Origin of the sequence: Pseudomonas sp. LPH60 (genome assembly GCF_030718165.1) — a bacterium.
In the GTDB taxonomy this organism is placed as follows: domain Bacteria; phylum Pseudomonadota; class Gammaproteobacteria; order Pseudomonadales; family Pseudomonadaceae; genus Aquipseudomonas; species Aquipseudomonas danubii.
Genome location: NZ_JAVAJH010000003.1, coordinates 678,030 through 693,034, shown reverse-complemented (window position 1 = coordinate 693,034; position 15,005 = coordinate 678,030). Strand labels below are relative to the sequence as shown.

Sequence of the window (15,005 nt, the reverse complement as noted above, 5' to 3'; positions counted from 1 at the left end):
GGGCCGTGCCTCGTTGCGGGCGGCCACCATCTCATTGACGGCTCCTGGCCTTTTTTCTGCATGCAGAACAACCGTCACGTCCAATCCGCATCATCCGGTCGAACCGACCTAAGGAAGAACCATCGTGAAAATCAATTGGGCCGAGAACCTGCGGCAGAACGTCCATCAACTGGCCGAGTCCCTGGGCAACCTGTTTGTCGAGTCGTTCCATTACCTGGCGCTGTTCGCCATTGGCGCGGTGACTGCCTGGGCGGCGGTGATGGAATTCCTGCAGATGCTCGAGGCAGGCCACATCAAGATCGATGACATCCTGCTGTTGTTCATCTACCTGGAATTGGGGGCGATGGTCGGTATCTACTTCAAGACCAACCATATGCCAGTGCGTTTCCTGATCTACGTGGCGATCACCGCGCTGACCCGGCTACTGATTTCCAACGTCTCGCACCACAGCCCGCCAGACCTGGGGATCATCTACCTGTGTGGCGGCATCCTGCTGCTGGCCTTCGCCATTCTGGTGGTGCGCTACGCCTCGTCGCAGTTTCCCTCGGTGAAGATCGAGCATCCGCAACGCAAGATCGGCGCGGGCTCCGGCGAGCACCCGGAAGTGGAGAAGGGCGAGCTCTAGAAACGCAAGGCCTGGGGCGCGGGCTTATGGCCAGCGGACGGCAGCAGTGCGAGGCTGTCGCCGTTGGTCATGGCTTCGAGGATGGCCACGGCGCTGTGGCCTTGCTCGATGGCGATGCCGAATTGGATGCTTTGCACCAGGCGCTTGATGCGCTGCGGATCATTGCGCTGGGATGCGCTGATCATGCGCTTGGCCACCACCCGGCCGGCCTGGGACAAGGTCAGCATGATGCTGCCGTCCAGGCCCTGGATGCTCAGGTTGACCTGATAATCCGGGGTGAAGGTGTCGGTAATCAGTTGAAATGGGTTGTCCATGATGCGTCACCGCCTGATTGGATCGTGCAGTCATTGACTGGCAGGGCGCGGAATTAGTTCGCGATTCCAGACCGCTGGCCGGTCGTGTGCCGAGGTTTGCCTACGTCCGTGTTGCTCAAGGATGAACAAAGCAAGGGGCATGCCGGGAACCTCGCCGGGCAATGATTGCGGGGACAAAAAAGCGGACCACAAGGTCCGCTTTTTTTATTCCTGCCCGTTTCAGGGCACGACCGAGTAAATGATCGCAGACAGTGCGATCAGGCCGATCAGCACCACGAACAGGTTCGACAGCTGGCCCGAATACTGGCGCAGCGAAGGCACCCGCTGGATCGCGTACATCGGCATCAAAAACAGCAGGCAGGCGATCACCGGTCCGCCCATGGTCTCGATAATGTGCAGGATGCTCGGGTTGAAGGTGGCCACGGCCCAGCAAGTGAGGATCATGAACAGCGCGGTGATCTTTTCCAGGCGGGTGGACGACAGCGAGCGCCCCCGCAGGTTTTTTACGATCAGCCCCTGAAAGCCTTCGCTGGCGCCGATGTAGTGGCCCAGGAACGACTTGGTAATGGCCACCAGGGCGATCAGCGGTGCGGCGTAGGCGATGACCGGGGTCTGGAAGTGGTTGGCCAGGTACGACAGGATCGAGATGTTCTGTTCCTTGGCCGCCACCAGGTCCGCCGGCGACAGGGCCAGCACGCAGCTGAAGCAGAAGAACATCACCGTCAGCACCATCATGGCGTGGGCCGTGGCCAGGATGCCGCTGCTCTTGCGTTCGGCCTGGGCGCCGTAATGGCGTTTCTGATCCAGGGCGAAGGCCGAGATGATCGGCGAATGGTTGAAGGAGAACACCATCACCGGAATCGCCAGCCACAGGGTCTTGAAGAACAGCGGCAGGGGCATGCCCTCGCTGGCCGAGGCGAAGAACGCGCCGTTCCAGTTGGGAATCAGGCTCAGGGCCAGTAGCAGCAAGGCGGCGACGAACGGATAGACCAGCAGGCTCATGGCCCGCACGATCACGTCCTGGCCACACCGCACGATGGCCATCAAGCCGAGGATCAGCAGCAGCGACAGCAGCGCCCGAGGCGGCGGGGTCATGTGCAGCTGGTGCTCCATGAAGTTGCCCAGGGTGTTGGTCAGGGCCACGCTGTACACCAGCAGGATCGGGAAGATGGCGAAGAAGTAGAGCAGGGTGATCAGCTTGCCGGCACCGACCCCGAAGTGTTCTTCCACCACCTCGGTGATGTCCCCGGAGCGCCCGGAGAGGACGAAACGGGTCAGGCCGCGGTGAGCAAAGAAGGTCATGGGGAAGGCCAGCAGCGCCAGCACGATCAATGGCCAGAAGCCACCGACCCCGGCGTTGATCGGCAGGAACAGGGTGCCGGCGCCGATGGCGGTGCCATACAGGCCGAGCATCCAGGTGGTGTCGTGCTTGCTCCAGCCTTGCCGGGCTGTCGCCGTGTCGCGGGGTGTGGCTACTGCGGGATTTTCGGCAGCAGGTGTGGGTACATCGGTCATCGGTATCGCCTCGTTATTATTTTTGCTCGGGCTCACGTGTTACGGACGGTCAGGGAAGGCTCCTCAGCATTCCACCCAGCTCACTGCCAGGCCGCCCCGTGAAGTTTCTTTGTATTTGTCATGCATGTCGGCGCCGGTATCGCGCATGGTGCGGATCACCCGGTCCAGGGAAATGAAGTGTTTGCCGTCGCCGCGCAGGGCCATCTGGGTGGCGTTGATCGCTTTCACCGCGGCAATCGCGTTGCGCTCGATGCAGGGCACCTGCACCAGCCCGCCCACCGGGTCGCAGGTCAGGCCGAGGTTGTGTTCCAGGCCGATCTCGGCGGCGTTCTCCAGTTGCTCGGGGGTGGCGCCGAGGACTTCCGCCAAACCCGCTGCGGCCATGGCGCAGGCCGAGCCCACTTCGCCCTGGCAGCCGACTTCGGCGCCGGAGATGGAGGCGTTCTTCTTGCACAGGATGCCCACGGCTGCGGCGCCGAGGAAAAAGCTCACGACATCGTCGTCAGAGGCCTGGGGATTGAACTTCATGTAGTAATGCAGCACCGCCGGGATGATCCCCGCCGCACCGTTGGTAGGAGCGGTGACCATGCGCCCGCCGGCGGCGTTTTCCTCGTTTACCGCCAGGGCGTAGAGGTTGACCCACTCCATGGCCGAGAGGGTCGAGGTGATGACATTCGGCTTGCCGATTTCCAGCAGGCTGCGGTGCAGCTTGGCGGCGCGCCGGGGGACATCGAGGCCGCCAGGCAGGATGCCTTCGTGGCGCAGGCCCTGTTCGACGCATTCGCGCATCACCGACCAGATATGCAGCAGGCCGCTACGGATTTCGGCGTCGCTGCGCCAAGCCCTTTCGTTGGCCAGCATCAGCTCGCCGACCCGCAGCTTGTGGGTCTTGCACAGCGCCAGCAGTTCAGCAGCGCTGTTGAAGTCGTAAGGCAATTCGACGCTGGCGCCGGCTTCAGTTCCGGCCTCGACCTGGGCGGCCTCGATGATGAAGCCACCACCCACCGAGTAGTAGGTCTGTTCCAGCAGCGTGCCTTGCTCGCCTGAGGCGGTCAGGGACATGGCGTTGGGGTGGTAGGGCAGGCTTTGGTCCAGCAGGAGCAGGTCCTGTTGCCAGTCGAAGGCGATGTTCGTGCGCCCCCCCAGCAGCAATTGGCCGCTGTCGCGCAGTTGCTGGATGCGTGGGCCGATGCTGCCCGGGTCGATGCTGTCGGGCCATTCGCCCATCAGCCCCATGACGCTGGCGCGGTCGGTGGCATGGCCGACACCGGTGGCGGAGAGGGAGCCGTAAAGGCGGATCTGCACCCGCTGTACCTGATCCTCCAGGCCCAGGTCGAACAGTGCCTGGGCGAAGGTGGCGGCGGCGCGCATCGGGCCCACGGTGTGGGAACTGGAGGGACCGATACCGACTTTGAAAAGATCGAAAACACTGATAGCCATGCTAAAGCCTTACAAGCAATGGAAGGTGGATCGCTGCCATTTTTTGTAGGCCAAGCGCAATGTCGGCGATACTGCCCGGGTCGGTCGGAACTGACCAACGAAACTTCCTAAGAGATCCTTTAGCAGGACTAAACGATGAGCCGTCAGTTTCATGCCCAGACCTATGTCTGGCTGCATGTGTTTTCCTGTGCCGCGCGGCACCTGTCCTTTACCCGCTGTGCCGAAGAACTGCACATCACCCCCGGTGCGGTCAGCCAGCAGATCCGCCAGTTGGAAGAGCGCCTGGGTCTGCGCCTGTTTCACCGTCGGCCCCGGGGAGTGGAACTGAGTGCCGAAGGCCAGCGGCTGGCGCTGACGGTGAGCGAGGCCTACGGCAGCATCGATGCGGAACTGCGGCGCCTGGACGCGGGAATGATCAGTGGCACCCTGCGTCTGCGTTCGATCCCTTCGTTTCTCGGCAAGTGGCTGACCCCGCGCCTGCCGCGGCTGCAGCAGCGTTATCCGGAGATCCAGCTGCGGCTGGTGGCCGAAGACAGCAGCGTGGCCTTGCACGAAGGCGACTTCGACCTGGCCATCGACCTGAACGACGGCAGCTACCCCGGCTTGCAGTCCACTGCGTTGCTGGATGAGCAGATTTTCCCGGTCTGCGCGCCGAGTCTGCTGCGGGGCCGTCCGCCGTTGCACGGGCCGGCAGATCTGGCGCATTTCCCCCTGCTGCACGACATCACCGCCTGGCGCGGCAGCTTTGAATACGCTGAATGGGAGTTCTACCTCAATGCCATCGGCTTCGAAGGCGCGGATGTGCGTCGTGGCCACACCTTCAACCGCAACCACCTGACCATCGAGGCGGCGATCGCCGGCATGGGCGTGGCGATTGCCCGGCGCACCCTGCTCAATGACGAACTGGAGCGCGGCACCCTGATCGTGCCTTTCGGCCTGGCGGTGCCCAATCACAAGCGTTATGTACTGCTCTATGCACCGGGCGCCCTGAGCCATCCGGGGGTGCGTGCGGTGCATGACTGGCTGGTGGAAGAAGCGGAGATCTTTCGCGGCTTGCACCCCCTGGGAGAGGGGCAATTATGAGGGGTTGAGCGAGGAAGCCGAATCGAGCTAACTCCCGACCTTAACAGCGCCTTTGCAGTTTGTCCGGCTTTATTTGCGTATGAATATTTATCTTTTTTAAGGGGTTGAAATGTTCGCCGCCGTGCCTAATTGTGTAATCAAGAGGTCACGAAATGCAGGTCCAAACGTCCTGCCTTGACCCTCTTACGAGCAAGCTGAAATAAGGGAAGAACTATGCAAATCCAAGTCCATAGCGATAACCATATTCAAAGCAGCCTTCGGTTGGAGGAGTGGGTGCGCAGCACCGTTGAAAGCACGCTCGAACGCTACGAAGAAGACCTGACCCGGGTCGTGGTCCACCTGCGGGACGAGAACGGTGGCAAATCAGGTCCGGACGATATGCGCTGCCAGCTGGAAGCCCGTCCGAAAGGTCACCAGCCGATTTCCGTGACCCACAAGGCCGACACCCTGGAACAGGCCATTGATGGTGCGACCATCAAGCTGGAAAGTGCCCTGGAGCACATGTTCGGTAAATTGCGCGGCAAACGTGCGGCGGCCGTGCCCAGCAGCGACGGCACCGAGGCGGATGCCCTGCTCGAAGAAGAATTCCTGGAAAACCAACAGGCCGCGCTCAATAGCTGACGGCTGAGTTTCTCCCCCAACCCACGGGCCTGCATTGCAGGCCCGTTTTGTTTTGTGGCGAGAAAAGTCAGAACGCCACTGACGTTTGTACATAGAGCGTGCGTGGCTCACCCACGTACTTGCCCTTGTTGTTGTCATCGAAGGAGCGGGTGAAGTACTGGTGGTTGAAGATGTTCTTCACGCCCACCGCCACATTCAGATCCGACAATTGCGGGCCGAAGTCGTAGCCGGCACGGGTGCCGAACAGCATGTAGCCGGGGATGCGGCCGTTGCTGCCGTCGGCACTTTCACGCGAGGTGTTGGCGTTGTCGGCGAACTGGCTGCTCTGGTAGCTGCTGTCGAGGTTGAGCTTCCACGGACCTTCGGTGTAGCTCACCCCCAGGGTGCCCTTGTGCTTGGAGGAGAAGGGCACGCGGTTGCCCTTGTTCGGACCGTCCTCACGAATCGTGGCATCGACGTAGGCATAGGTGGCGTAGACATTGAAACCGGCCAGCGCCGGATCGAGGCCGTCCAGGGCATAGTTGATGCTGCTCTCGATACCCTGGTGGCGGGTTTCGCCCCGGGCGATCACCGTGTCGTTGGTCTGGTTGCTGTCGTACTGATTGTCGAAGTTGATCAGGAAGGCGCCGATCTCCGCCCTCAGGTTGCCATCGTCATAGCGGGTGCCCAGTTCCCAGGTGCGGGCCTTTTCCGGTTTGACCTCGCCGCTGGCCACCCGGTTGGGCATCTGGCTGTATTGCACGCTGCCGAAGGAGCCTTCGGTGTTGGCGTAGAGGTTCCAGCTCTCGTTGAGGTGATACAGCACATTCAGCGCCGGCAGCGCGGTGTTGTAGTCGCCCTGGTATTTGACGTGGGTGAGGTTGTTGCTCTGCTGGGACTCGATCATCTCGTAGCGGATGCCCGGGGTCAGGGTCCACTTGCCGATATCGATCCGGTCGTCGACGAAGAATGCGTGGGCCTCGGTGCCGCCACGAGTGTCCCGGTCGTTGCGACTGTTGCTGGTGGGCAGTTGCTGATTGGCGGTCAGCGGTGTGCGATAGCGCAGTTCATGCCCGGCTTCGTTGATGTAGCGGTAGCCGACGCCCACTTCATGGCTGCTGTCCCCCAGGTCGAAGCCCTGGGCGAAGCGGGTTTCCAGGCCACGGACCCAGTACTCGCGGGGTGACAGGGAGAGGAAGCTGCCCTGGTCCAGGTAGCCGCTGCGCAGGGTCTTGGTGAAGAAGCTGTTGACGCTGAACTCCCGGCGATCTTCCTGATAGTGATAGCCGACATTGAACATCGTGCGCCGGCCCCAGAATTTGTCATAGGGACGAGTGGACTGATACGGATCGGCCTTGTAGTCCGCCACGTTCAGGCCGCCGGGCATGTCCGCTTCACCCTCGTAGTACTGGGCCATGGCATTGAAGCTGTTGGCCTCGTCGAGCTGGTACTTGCCCTTGAGAATCAGGTCGTCGATCTGCGTGTCGCTGTGTTCGCGCCAGTCGCCGCCGCGGGTGCCGGAATACAGCAGGGCGCCACCCAGGCCGTTGTCGGCCGTGCCGCCGGCCAGCAGGTTGGCGCTGGTCTTGAAACCGTCATGGCTGGAGGAGGGGCTGGTCTCGGTCTGAAAACCACCCTTGACCGTTGGCGCATCGGGAATCGCCCGGGTCACGAAGTTGACGATGCCGCCGACGTTCTGCGGGCCGTAGCGCACGGCGCCGCCGCCACGCACCACGTCCACGGCATCCATGTTGCCCATGCTGATGGGGGCAAATGACAGTTGCGGCTGACCGTAGGGGGCGAACGGTACCGGGATGCCGTCCATCAGCACCGTGGAACGCGAAGCCAGACGCGGATTGAGGCCGCGAATGCCGAAGTTCAGGGCCATGTCGTGGCTGCCGGTGCCGTTGTTGTCCGGTGCATTGACCCCGGGAATCCGATTGAGTACGTCCCGGGCCTGGGTCGCGCCTTGACGCTCGAACTCTTCCCGCCGAATCACGTCCCGCGCGCCGGGGTGCTCGAAGACATCGCTCTGCTGGGCATCGCCGAGCCAGTCACCAACCACGCTGGAGGTCTCCAACTGCACCGACGCCGGGGTTGCCTCGGGGTTGGCCGGTTGCAGGCTGAAGGCATTCTGGCCCTCGGCCCGGGCTTGCAGGCCGGTGCCTTGCAGCAGGGCTTTGAGGCCCTGTTCCGGGCTGTAGTTACCTTCCAGGCCACGACTTTGCATACCACGGGTGACCTCTGAGCCGAAGGAGATCAGTACCCCGGCTTCACGACCGAACTGGTTCAGCGCGCTTTCCAGGCTGGTCGGGGCAATGTGGTAAGGCTTGGTCTCGGTGGTGGCGGCCAGGACCTGGGGCAGGCTGGCAAGACTCAGGCTGGCGCCTAGCAACAGGTGACGCAGGGTACGGGCCAGGGGTGTGAGGCGGATGGGGTGCTCGGTCATGAACGGCGATCCTGAGAAGGGGGAATCAAGGTGGCTTTCCCTCTCTGTCACCCGAGCCGGGCAAAACGGCTCAACGGCCATGAAAAAATCTTCCTGAGCGAAAGAACCAGCGACGGATGGCGGTTGCCGACAATCAGGCCCGAGCCTCAACCGTGACCCAATAGCGGGTAAAACGCCGCACCCTGACCGGCAGACTGATGGCCAGCAGGTCGAGAATCCGCTCGCTGTCATCCAGGGGATAACTGCCTGAGATCAGCAGGTCCGCCACCTGGGCATCGCAGTTCAACTGGCCACGACGGTAGCGCCCCAACTCGTCGAGGAAATCCGCCAGGCGCATATGGGCCGCCACCAGCATGCCTTCGCTCCAGGCACCGCTGCCGGCATCCAGCGCTCGGGGCGGCTGCCAGCTGCTGTGGGTGAAATTCAGTTGTTGTCCGGCCGCTACCTGAGGCGGCAGTGCGCTGTAGTGCGCAGGCGTCACACTGACCGTTCCGGAAAACACCGCCAGCTGACTGTGCTCCTTGAACTGGCGCAGGTTGATTCGTGCGGCAGCGGGGCGGACCTGCCCCTGGGCGGTCTGTACCACCAGCGGCCGGGCGTCCTGGCCGGCGCTGAGCATGATCTCGCCCTCCAGCAGGCGGATCAGTCGTTGCTGTCCATCGAAACGCACATCCACCGCGCTGCGGGTGTTGAGCTGCAACTGGCTGCCATCGCTCAGTTGCAAGGTGCGCCGCTGGCCCACGGCGCTGCGGTAGTCCGCCAACAGCGGCGGCAGCGGGTTGTGTTCCCGCAGGCCCCAGGCGGCGGCCGAGCCGGCACCGAGGATCAGCAACAGCTTCAGGGCCTGGCGCCGGCTGGCGGATTTCGGTGCATTCAAGGCCGCGTGGGCCAGGGGCGAGGACAAGCCGCGCAAGCGCTGATTGACCCTTTGGATATGCGCCCAGGCTCGCTGGTGTTCGCTATGGGCGTCGTGCCATTGCTGCCAGGCCGCCTGCTGGCGCGGGCTCAAGGGGCCGCCTTGCATTTCGATCAGCCAGTGCACGGCCTGTTCGGCCACGGCGTTGCTGAAGTCGGGCTGGCCATTGAGGTGTGGATTCATCGAGGTGCTCACAGGGCGAAATAACAACGCATGGCGGCTTTGTTCAGATGACGTTTGACTGTGGCGATGGAGATGTTCAATTGTTCGGCAATCTGACCGTAGGTCAGGCCATCGAGCTGACAGAGCAGAAAGGCCCGCTTGACCGGGCGTGGCAGGCCGTCGAGCAAGGCGTCCAGCTCCATCAGGGTCTGCAGGATGATGGCCCGTTCCTCCTCGGAAGGGGCCACCTGTTCCGGCATCTGCGCCAGGGTTTCCTGATAGGCCCGCTCCAGATCCTGGCGCCGGTAGTGGTTGAACAGCACCCGTTTGGCGATGGTGGTGAGAAACGCCCGGGGCTCGATCAGGGTTGGTGTTTCCCGGGCGCTGAGCACACGAATAAAGGTGTCCTGGGCCAGGTCGGCGGCACTGTGCGGGCAGCCGAGCCGGCGCCGCAACCAAGTGTTCAGCCAGCTGTGATGGGCTTGGTAGAGGCCTTCGACGGTAGCGCAATGGGACAAGTCGGACGCTCCTGCACCCACAAGGCGCATAAGAGAACAAGAATTGTTCGCATTGTAGTGTTGCGACAGGGCATTCGGCAATCAGCCCGTACCGACAGAAATGGGCCGCGTTGTCGGTGTTTTTTTGCACATGAGAATATTTATCATTAGTATTGTGCGCCTGTTTCTCCCCGACGGCCTGCGCAGTGCCCCGGGCATCCCCTCGCTGCAAGGTTCAAACATGAAAAGCAAGGCCGGCGGAGTTCCCGCTTCCTATCGTCTGGCAGTGGTCTCGCGGGTCTGTGCCGCGGTCCTGGGTGGTTACCTGCTGGCGGCGCTGTCCAGCGTCTGCCTGACCCTGCTGCTGCCCATTCCCCGGGCCGACGCCGTGCTCAGCGGGATGATGGCCTCCTTTGTGTTCTATCTCTTGGCGGTGCTCTGGTGCTTCGCCTGTCGCACTGCCTGGCAGGCCTGGTTCGGCCTGTTGCTGCCAAGCCTGGTGCTGGCGCTGATCGCCGGCAGCGCCTATTGGGTGGCATTGCCATGAAGGAAGGTTTGCGTCAGTCCATGGCCTGGCTGCACACCTGGGCCGGGCTGGTGTTCGGCTGGTTGCTGTTCGCGATTTTCTTCACCGGAACCCTGTCCTACTTCAAGGAAGAAATTACCCACTGGATGCAGCCGGAGGCTCCGGTTCGGGCCGTGCATGCCGATATCAGCCTGGATCTGGCCCAGCGTTACCTGGAACAGCACGGCCAGGGCGCGCAGCGCTGGTTCATTACCCTGCCCGATGCGCGTCAGCCGCTGCTGTCGGTGGCCTGGCAGGCGCCGAGTGCCCCGGGCGAGCGCGGCGAGTTCACGGAAAAACTCCTGGACCCCAGCACCGGCAGCGAACTGCAGGTGCGCGATACCCGTGGCGGCGAGTTCTTCTACCGCTTCCACTTCCAGTTGCAAATGCCTTATCCCTGGGGCCGCTGGTTGTCGACCCTGGCCGCCATGGTGATGTTCGTGGCCCTGATCAGCGGCATCATCATCCACAAGAAAATCTTCAAGGACTTCTTCACTTTCCGGCCCCGCAAGGGCCAGCGCACCTGGCTCGACGGGCACAACGCGGTGGGCGTGCTGGTGCTGCCATTCCACTTGATGATCACCTACAGCAGCCTGGTGATCTTCATGTCCATGGTCATGCCGGCGAGCATCCTGGTGGCCTACAAGGGCGACAGCAATGCGTTCTTCAAGGACTTGCGGCCGGCCAGCAACAGCATCCCGGCGGCTGGGCAGCCGGCAGCGCTGACGCCCCTGGACCCGCTGCTCAAGCACGCCCTGGAGCAGTGGCCGGGGGGCCATGCGCAGCGCCTGGTGGTCAACCACCCGGGGGATGTGAACGCGTCGGTGCACGTCATGCGCCACAGCGCCGACCGGGTGGCCCGGGATCTTGGCAGCAGCGTGTCGTTCAACGGGGTCACTGGCCAGCCGTTGGACGCCAGCCCCGAACAGTCCCTGCCCATGGCCATCGGCGGCAGTTTCTATGGCTTGCACATGGGCCTGTTCGCCGGTCCGGTGTTGCGCTGGCTGTACTTTATCTGCGGCCTGGCGAGCACCGCGATGATCGGCACCGGGCTGGTGATCTGGCTGGGCAAGCGCCAGCTCAAGCACGCCAAGCGCGGGGTCATGCCCTTCGAGCTGCGCCTGGTGGAAGTGCTGAACATTGCCAGCATGTCCGGGCTGGTGCTGGCGGTGGCCGGCTTCTTCTGGGCCAACCGGCTGTTGCCGGCAGCCTTCGCCGAGCGCGCCGAGTGGGAGGTCAACAGTTTCTTCATCCTGTGGGGCCTGAGCCTGGTGCATGCCGTGGTCCGGCCCGGGCGGCGTGCCTGGGTCGAGCAATTGAGCCTCGCCGCCTTGCTGTTCTCCAGCATCCCCTTGCTGGACGCGGTGACCAGCCCGAGCCTGATGGACGGCTTCATGGTGCGTGGCGACTGGATGCTGGCGGGCTTCGACCTGGCCTGCCTGAGCAGTGGCCTGTTCCTGGCCTGGGCTGCGCGCAAGCTGCATCGCGGCCAGCACGCACCGGCCCGGCAGCGGCCTCTGCCCCCTGACACCGAGGTGAACTGATGTTGCTGGCGCTGCTGTTGTGTTTTAGCGGATTCACCGGCCTGTGCCTGTCCCTGGACCGGCATCACGGCGAAGTGCTGGGGCACAAGCCCACGACTCGGCGCCAACAGGGCCTGCGCCTGGGAGGCTGGTTGTTGCTGGGCCTGTCGCTGGCGGCGGCAGTGCAGGGCACCGGCTGGAGCCTGGGGCTGGTGCAGTGGTGCGCCGTGCTGATGTGCAGTGCCTTACTGCTGGTGTTGCTGCTGCCCTATCGCCCGCGTCTGGTGCTGTCGATGGCGGGGGCCAGTCTGTTGGCCTGCCCCCTTGCGGCCCTGGCCCGGTTCTGAGGGAGCGGACCGTGATGAGCGCCCTGCCACCGGACCCCGGCGACCTGGATCACCCCGATCTGCGGGGCAGTCGTGCGCATTTTCTGCAGGTGTTCCTGTCCCAGCGTTCGCAGATGGAAGCCTTGGTCAGCCGCCGGGTCGGCTGCCGGGCCACCGCCGCGGACCTGGTGCAGGACCTGTTCCTGCGCTTCTGGCGCCGGCCCCTGGTGCAGGTCGAAGAGCTCAGCACCTACCTGCTGCGCTGCGCTGGCAACATTGCCATTGATCATTTGCGCAGCGAAGGCGCGCGGGTGCGGGTCAGTGAAGGCTGGCTACCGGAACAGCAGGACAACCAGGGCAGCGAGCCCCAGGCCGCCCTGGAAGCCGGCAATGACTTGCGACACGTGGAGGCCGCCCTGCGCAGCCTGCCGCAGCGAACCCGGCAGATCTTCCTGCTCAACCGTATCCACGGACGCAAGTACGCCGAGATCGCCAAGGTCATGGGGCTGTCCCAAAGCGCCGTGGAAAAACACATGATGCGCGCCCTCGAAGCCTGCAAGGCCAGCCTGCGGGAACCTGCGCCCCCGCGCACGCCAAGGAATGCACCGTGAATCAGCGCTCCAGAGTCATCCCGACGCCAGCCCAGGAACAGGCCGCCCTGGCCTGGCTGAGCCTGCTCCACGACCAGCCCAGCAGCGGCGATCAGGCCACCTTCAGCCAATGGCTGCAGGCCGATCCGGCCCACGTCGAAGCCTATGCCCAGGCCCAGGTGCTGTGGGAGTTGAGTGAACAGCCGGCGCGGACCCTGGCGGATGAAGACGCCTTGGCCCTGCAGGGCCTGCTGCGCGCCATGGACGGAGCCCGGGCTCGGGCCCGGCGGCGCTGGTCGGCAGGGTTGGCCATGGCCGCCAGTGTGCTGCTGGTGATCGCCCTGGGCGCCGGCTGGCAACCGGGCCGTTGGCTCGATGACCTGGGCGCCGATTACGTTTCCGCGCCGGGTCAGGTACGCACGGTGATGCTTGCCGACCAGAGTCAGGTCACCCTGGACGCCGACAGCGCCATTGCCGTGGACTTCAGCCGCGGCGAACGTCATGTGCAGTTGCGTCGTGGTGCCGGGTTCTTCAGCGTCAGCCACACGGGCGCGCCCTTTGTGGTGGCGGCCGGGGAGGGCGAAGCGCGGGTCCTGGGCACCCAGTTCGAAGTGCGTCTGCAAGCCGACGGTGCCCAGGTCACGGTGCTGTCCGGGCGTGTCGCGGTCACGGCCGCCAAAGGCGCGGCGCAGCAGGTGCTCGGTGCCGGCCAGCAGGTGGCGTACGGTCATGGCCAGGCGACCCCGTTGCAGGGTGTCGACAGCGAAGCGCAACTGGCCTGGCGCCAGGGTTGGCTGAACTATTACCACGCGCCCCTGGCCGAGGTGGTGCAGGACCTGCGGCGCTATTTCCCCGGACGCATCCTGCTGCTCAATGACCAACTGGCAGCGCGCCGGGTCAGTGGCAGTTTCTCCAGCAAGGACCCTCAGGCGGTCCTCGATTCCCTGCAGGCGGCCTTAGGGTTCGAACAGCACCAAGTCCTCGGCAGGTTCATAGTCCTGCGCTGAAAGGCCCGTCCCAGAGCTCCCGAACATTCATCGATATCACACCTTTCTGTCACCAAACCGTTATATCAGGCGCGGATGATCTGCGGATTCCTGAGCACATGGTCAGGATCGGCGAGGGTTGTGATTCAGCTCTCACAAGGGAGGGAAGGCTGAAGCGGGAGCAAGACGATGCGCAGCTGGGATGTCGCAAAAAAGAAGAAGGCCCACATCGAAATCATTCCGATGATCGATGTGATGATGTTTCTCCTGGTGTTCTTCGTACTGATCAGTCTCAACGTGATTCCCGCCGTGGGAATCAAGACGCAGTTGCCGGTGGCCAGTACCGCGCAACAATTGAAGCCGCAAAACAAGGCGGTGATTACCCTGGGTCTGCAAGAGCGCCTGCAACTCGACGGCCAGGACCTGGATGAAGGGGCGCTGTTGGCACAACTTAAAGTGCTGAACAACGGCAGCGAAAAGTTGGTGATCATTATCAACAGCGATCAGGGCGTGGAAGTTAAACGCCTGGTTTCGGTGATGGACTTGCTCAAGGGCAATGGCTTCTCTTCCGTCTCCATCGCTACGCGCAAGTCCTGACGCCATGTTCGGTTTATATAGAACTCGCAAGTGGCTGGCGTGCCTGCTGCCGGCCGGCCTGCTGTTTCTGCTGATCTATGCCAGTCAGTTGCAACAGTTGCAGATCAAGCCGGTGTATGACGAAAGCACGGTGGAAATTGCCCTGGTGGATGCGGCGGAACTGGTGGCCGCGGCAGAGCCACCACCGCCTGAGCCCGAGCCGCTGCCGATCGAGCCCGAGCCACCGCTGGTGGTGCCTGAGGAAGAGTCGCTGGTGATCGAGCCGCCCAAGCCCAAGCCGGTGGTCAAGCCCAAGCCCCCAGCGCCCAAGCCGTTGCTGGCCAAGCCGCAACCACCCAAGCCGGCTCCGGCTCAGGTGGCCAGGAGTGCCCCCGCGGCGCAGCCGGCGGTGGTTGCAGCGCCGCAACCGGTGGTGGCGCCAGCGGCTCCTGCACCGGCTCCGGCCCCCGCACCTGCGGCGCCCGCCAGTGCAATCAAGGAAAGCCTGTACACCGCCGCTTTGCGCAAGGAACTGGAAAAGCACAAGCAGTACCCCAGCGGCCGCGAGGCCTCGCTGCAACGTCCCCAGGGCGATGTGGTGATCTGGCTGGAAGTCGATCGGGCCGGCAACGTGCTCGACAGTGGCATCGAAAACAAGGCGCCGAACATGTTGCTCAATCGCGCGGCGCAAACCAGTTTGCGCCGCGTGGAGAAAGTTTCACCGTTTCCCTCGGACGCGTTCTCCGGCAAGAACAAGCAACGTTTTACCGCGACCTTTAGTTACAACGTGGAATAAACCCATCACCTATTAACGAAAGTTGTAAGCAAGGGATTGACC

General features: G+C 63.3%; 16 protein-coding genes. 10 read left to right on the top strand and 6 right to left on the bottom strand.

Annotated elements, in window-relative coordinates; translation table 11 throughout:
- The first annotated feature begins 124 nt into the window (after positions 1 to 124).
- A complete protein-coding gene (locus Q8O96_RS13580) occupies positions 125 to 625 on the top strand; it encodes a phosphate-starvation-inducible protein PsiE (protein WP_102861203.1) in 501 nt (166 codons plus the stop codon).
- Here the strand turns inward: Q8O96_RS13580 and Q8O96_RS13575 are convergent.
- The 3 genes from Q8O96_RS13575 to Q8O96_RS13565 form a co-directional block, all read right to left on the bottom strand.
- On the bottom strand, positions 622 to 939 hold the full coding sequence (locus Q8O96_RS13575; RefSeq protein WP_305948949.1) for a DUF3509 domain-containing protein: 318 nt from the start codon (positions 937 to 939) through the stop codon (positions 622 to 624). The two genes, Q8O96_RS13580 and Q8O96_RS13575, sit on opposite strands and share 4 nt — an antisense overlap.
- Positions 940 to 1,158: 219 nt before the next feature.
- A complete protein-coding gene (locus Q8O96_RS13570; RefSeq protein ID WP_102861205.1) occupies positions 1,159 to 2,454 on the bottom strand; it encodes a serine/threonine transporter in 1,296 nt (431 codons plus the stop codon).
- A 63-nt stretch (positions 2,455 to 2,517) separates the two neighbouring features.
- On the bottom strand, positions 2,518 to 3,894 hold the full coding sequence (locus Q8O96_RS13565; RefSeq protein WP_305948948.1) for an L-serine ammonia-lyase: 1,377 nt from the start codon (positions 3,892 to 3,894) through the stop codon (positions 2,518 to 2,520).
- A 135-nt stretch (positions 3,895 to 4,029) separates the two neighbouring features.
- Between Q8O96_RS13565 and Q8O96_RS13560 the strand changes: the two genes are divergently transcribed.
- The gene (locus tag Q8O96_RS13560; RefSeq protein ID WP_102861207.1) at positions 4,030 to 4,977 is read left to right on the top strand and encodes a LysR substrate-binding domain-containing protein; all 948 of its coding nucleotides are present in this window, start codon (positions 4,030 to 4,032) and stop codon (positions 4,975 to 4,977) included.
- 213 nt (positions 4,978 to 5,190) lie between these two features.
- Positions 5,191 to 5,598 (top strand): HPF/RaiA family ribosome-associated protein, encoded by a 408-nt coding sequence (locus Q8O96_RS13555; RefSeq protein ID WP_102861208.1) that lies wholly within the window; start codon positions 5,191 to 5,193, stop codon positions 5,596 to 5,598.
- 67 nt (positions 5,599 to 5,665) lie between these two features.
- Here the strand turns inward: Q8O96_RS13555 and fecA are convergent, their stop codons facing one another.
- The 3 genes from fecA to Q8O96_RS13540 all read right to left on the bottom strand — a co-directional run bounded on the left by fecA (position 5,666) and on the right by Q8O96_RS13540 (position 9,652).
- Entirely contained in the window at positions 5,666 to 8,026 is a 2,361-nt protein-coding gene (fecA, locus tag Q8O96_RS13550) for a TonB-dependent Fe(3+) dicitrate receptor FecA (RefSeq protein WP_250329089.1), read from the bottom strand.
- A gap of 133 nt (positions 8,027 to 8,159) precedes the next feature.
- Positions 8,160 to 9,125, bottom strand: a complete 966-nt coding sequence (locus Q8O96_RS13545; RefSeq protein WP_305948947.1) for a FecR domain-containing protein — start codon at positions 9,123 to 9,125, stop codon at positions 8,160 to 8,162.
- An 8-nt stretch (positions 9,126 to 9,133) separates the two neighbouring features.
- On the bottom strand, positions 9,134 to 9,652 hold the full coding sequence (locus Q8O96_RS13540) for a sigma-70 family RNA polymerase sigma factor (RefSeq protein WP_371826178.1): 519 nt from the start codon (positions 9,650 to 9,652) through the stop codon (positions 9,134 to 9,136).
- Positions 9,653 to 9,842: 190 nt separating this feature from the next.
- Between Q8O96_RS13540 and Q8O96_RS13535 the strand changes: the two genes are divergently transcribed.
- The 7 genes from Q8O96_RS13535 (at position 9,843) to Q8O96_RS13505 (ending at position 14,963) form a co-directional block, all read left to right on the top strand.
- On the top strand, positions 9,843 to 10,148 hold the full coding sequence (locus tag Q8O96_RS13535) for a DUF3649 domain-containing protein (protein WP_305948946.1): 306 nt from the start codon (positions 9,843 to 9,845) through the stop codon (positions 10,146 to 10,148).
- Positions 10,145 to 11,710: a PepSY domain-containing protein gene (locus Q8O96_RS13530; RefSeq protein WP_102861212.1), complete on the top strand. Its 1,566-nt coding sequence runs from the start codon at positions 10,145 to 10,147 to the stop codon at positions 11,708 to 11,710. The genes Q8O96_RS13535 and Q8O96_RS13530 overlap by 4 nt, the downstream gene beginning before the upstream one ends.
- The gene (locus Q8O96_RS13525) at positions 11,710 to 12,036 is read left to right on the top strand and encodes a DUF3325 domain-containing protein (protein WP_102861213.1); all 327 of its coding nucleotides are present in this window, start codon (positions 11,710 to 11,712) and stop codon (positions 12,034 to 12,036) included. Before Q8O96_RS13530 ends, Q8O96_RS13525 begins: the two co-directional genes overlap by 1 nt.
- 14 nt (positions 12,037 to 12,050) lie before the next feature.
- Positions 12,051 to 12,626, top strand: coding sequence for an RNA polymerase sigma factor (locus tag Q8O96_RS13520; protein WP_115581634.1), 576 nt, complete (start codon positions 12,051 to 12,053; stop codon positions 12,624 to 12,626).
- Positions 12,623 to 13,612 (top strand): FecR family protein, encoded by a 990-nt coding sequence (locus Q8O96_RS13515; protein ID WP_115581635.1) that lies wholly within the window; start codon positions 12,623 to 12,625, stop codon positions 13,610 to 13,612. The genes Q8O96_RS13520 and Q8O96_RS13515 overlap by 4 nt, the downstream gene beginning before the upstream one ends.
- 168 nt (positions 13,613 to 13,780) lie before the next feature.
- Positions 13,781 to 14,188 (top strand): biopolymer transporter ExbD, encoded by a 408-nt coding sequence (locus Q8O96_RS13510; protein WP_060837609.1) that lies wholly within the window; start codon positions 13,781 to 13,783, stop codon positions 14,186 to 14,188.
- A gap of 4 nt (positions 14,189 to 14,192) precedes the next feature.
- Positions 14,193 to 14,963, top strand: a complete 771-nt coding sequence (locus Q8O96_RS13505) for an energy transducer TonB (protein WP_305948945.1) — start codon at positions 14,193 to 14,195, stop codon at positions 14,961 to 14,963.
- Positions 14,964 to 15,005: the final 42 nt, after the last annotated feature.

Excerpts from the sequence above, each read along its gene's own strand:
- Q8O96_RS13575 (WP_305948949.1), bottom strand. The coding sequence starts at position 939 with ATGGACAACCCATTTCAACTGATTACCGACACCTTCACCCCGGATTAT.
- Q8O96_RS13570 (WP_102861205.1), bottom strand. The coding sequence starts at position 2,454 with ATGACCGATGTACCCACACCTGCTGCCGAAAATCCCGCAGTAGCCACA.
- Q8O96_RS13565 (WP_305948948.1), bottom strand. The coding sequence starts at position 3,894 with ATGGCTATCAGTGTTTTCGATCTTTTCAAAGTCGGTATCGGTCCCTCC.
- Q8O96_RS13560 (WP_102861207.1), top strand. The coding sequence starts at position 4,030 with ATGAGCCGTCAGTTTCATGCCCAGACCTATGTCTGGCTGCATGTGTTT.
- Q8O96_RS13555 (WP_102861208.1), top strand. The coding sequence starts at position 5,191 with ATGCAAATCCAAGTCCATAGCGATAACCATATTCAAAGCAGCCTTCGG.
- fecA (WP_250329089.1), bottom strand. The coding sequence starts at position 8,026 with ATGACCGAGCACCCCATCCGCCTCACACCCCTGGCCCGTACCCTGCGT.
- Q8O96_RS13545 (WP_305948947.1), bottom strand. The coding sequence starts at position 9,125 with ATGAATCCACACCTCAATGGCCAGCCCGACTTCAGCAACGCCGTGGCC.
- Q8O96_RS13540 (WP_371826178.1), bottom strand. The coding sequence starts at position 9,652 with ATGCGCCTTGTGGGTGCAGGAGCGTCCGACTTGTCCCATTGCGCTACC.
- Q8O96_RS13535 (WP_305948946.1), top strand. The coding sequence starts at position 9,843 with ATGAAAAGCAAGGCCGGCGGAGTTCCCGCTTCCTATCGTCTGGCAGTG.
- Q8O96_RS13530 (WP_102861212.1), top strand. The coding sequence starts at position 10,145 with ATGAAGGAAGGTTTGCGTCAGTCCATGGCCTGGCTGCACACCTGGGCC.
- Q8O96_RS13525 (WP_102861213.1), top strand. The coding sequence starts at position 11,710 with ATGTTGCTGGCGCTGCTGTTGTGTTTTAGCGGATTCACCGGCCTGTGC.
- Q8O96_RS13520 (WP_115581634.1), top strand. The coding sequence starts at position 12,051 with ATGAGCGCCCTGCCACCGGACCCCGGCGACCTGGATCACCCCGATCTG.
- Q8O96_RS13510 (WP_060837609.1), top strand. The coding sequence starts at position 13,781 with ATGCGCAGCTGGGATGTCGCAAAAAAGAAGAAGGCCCACATCGAAATC.
- Q8O96_RS13505 (WP_305948945.1), top strand. The coding sequence starts at position 14,193 with ATGTTCGGTTTATATAGAACTCGCAAGTGGCTGGCGTGCCTGCTGCCG.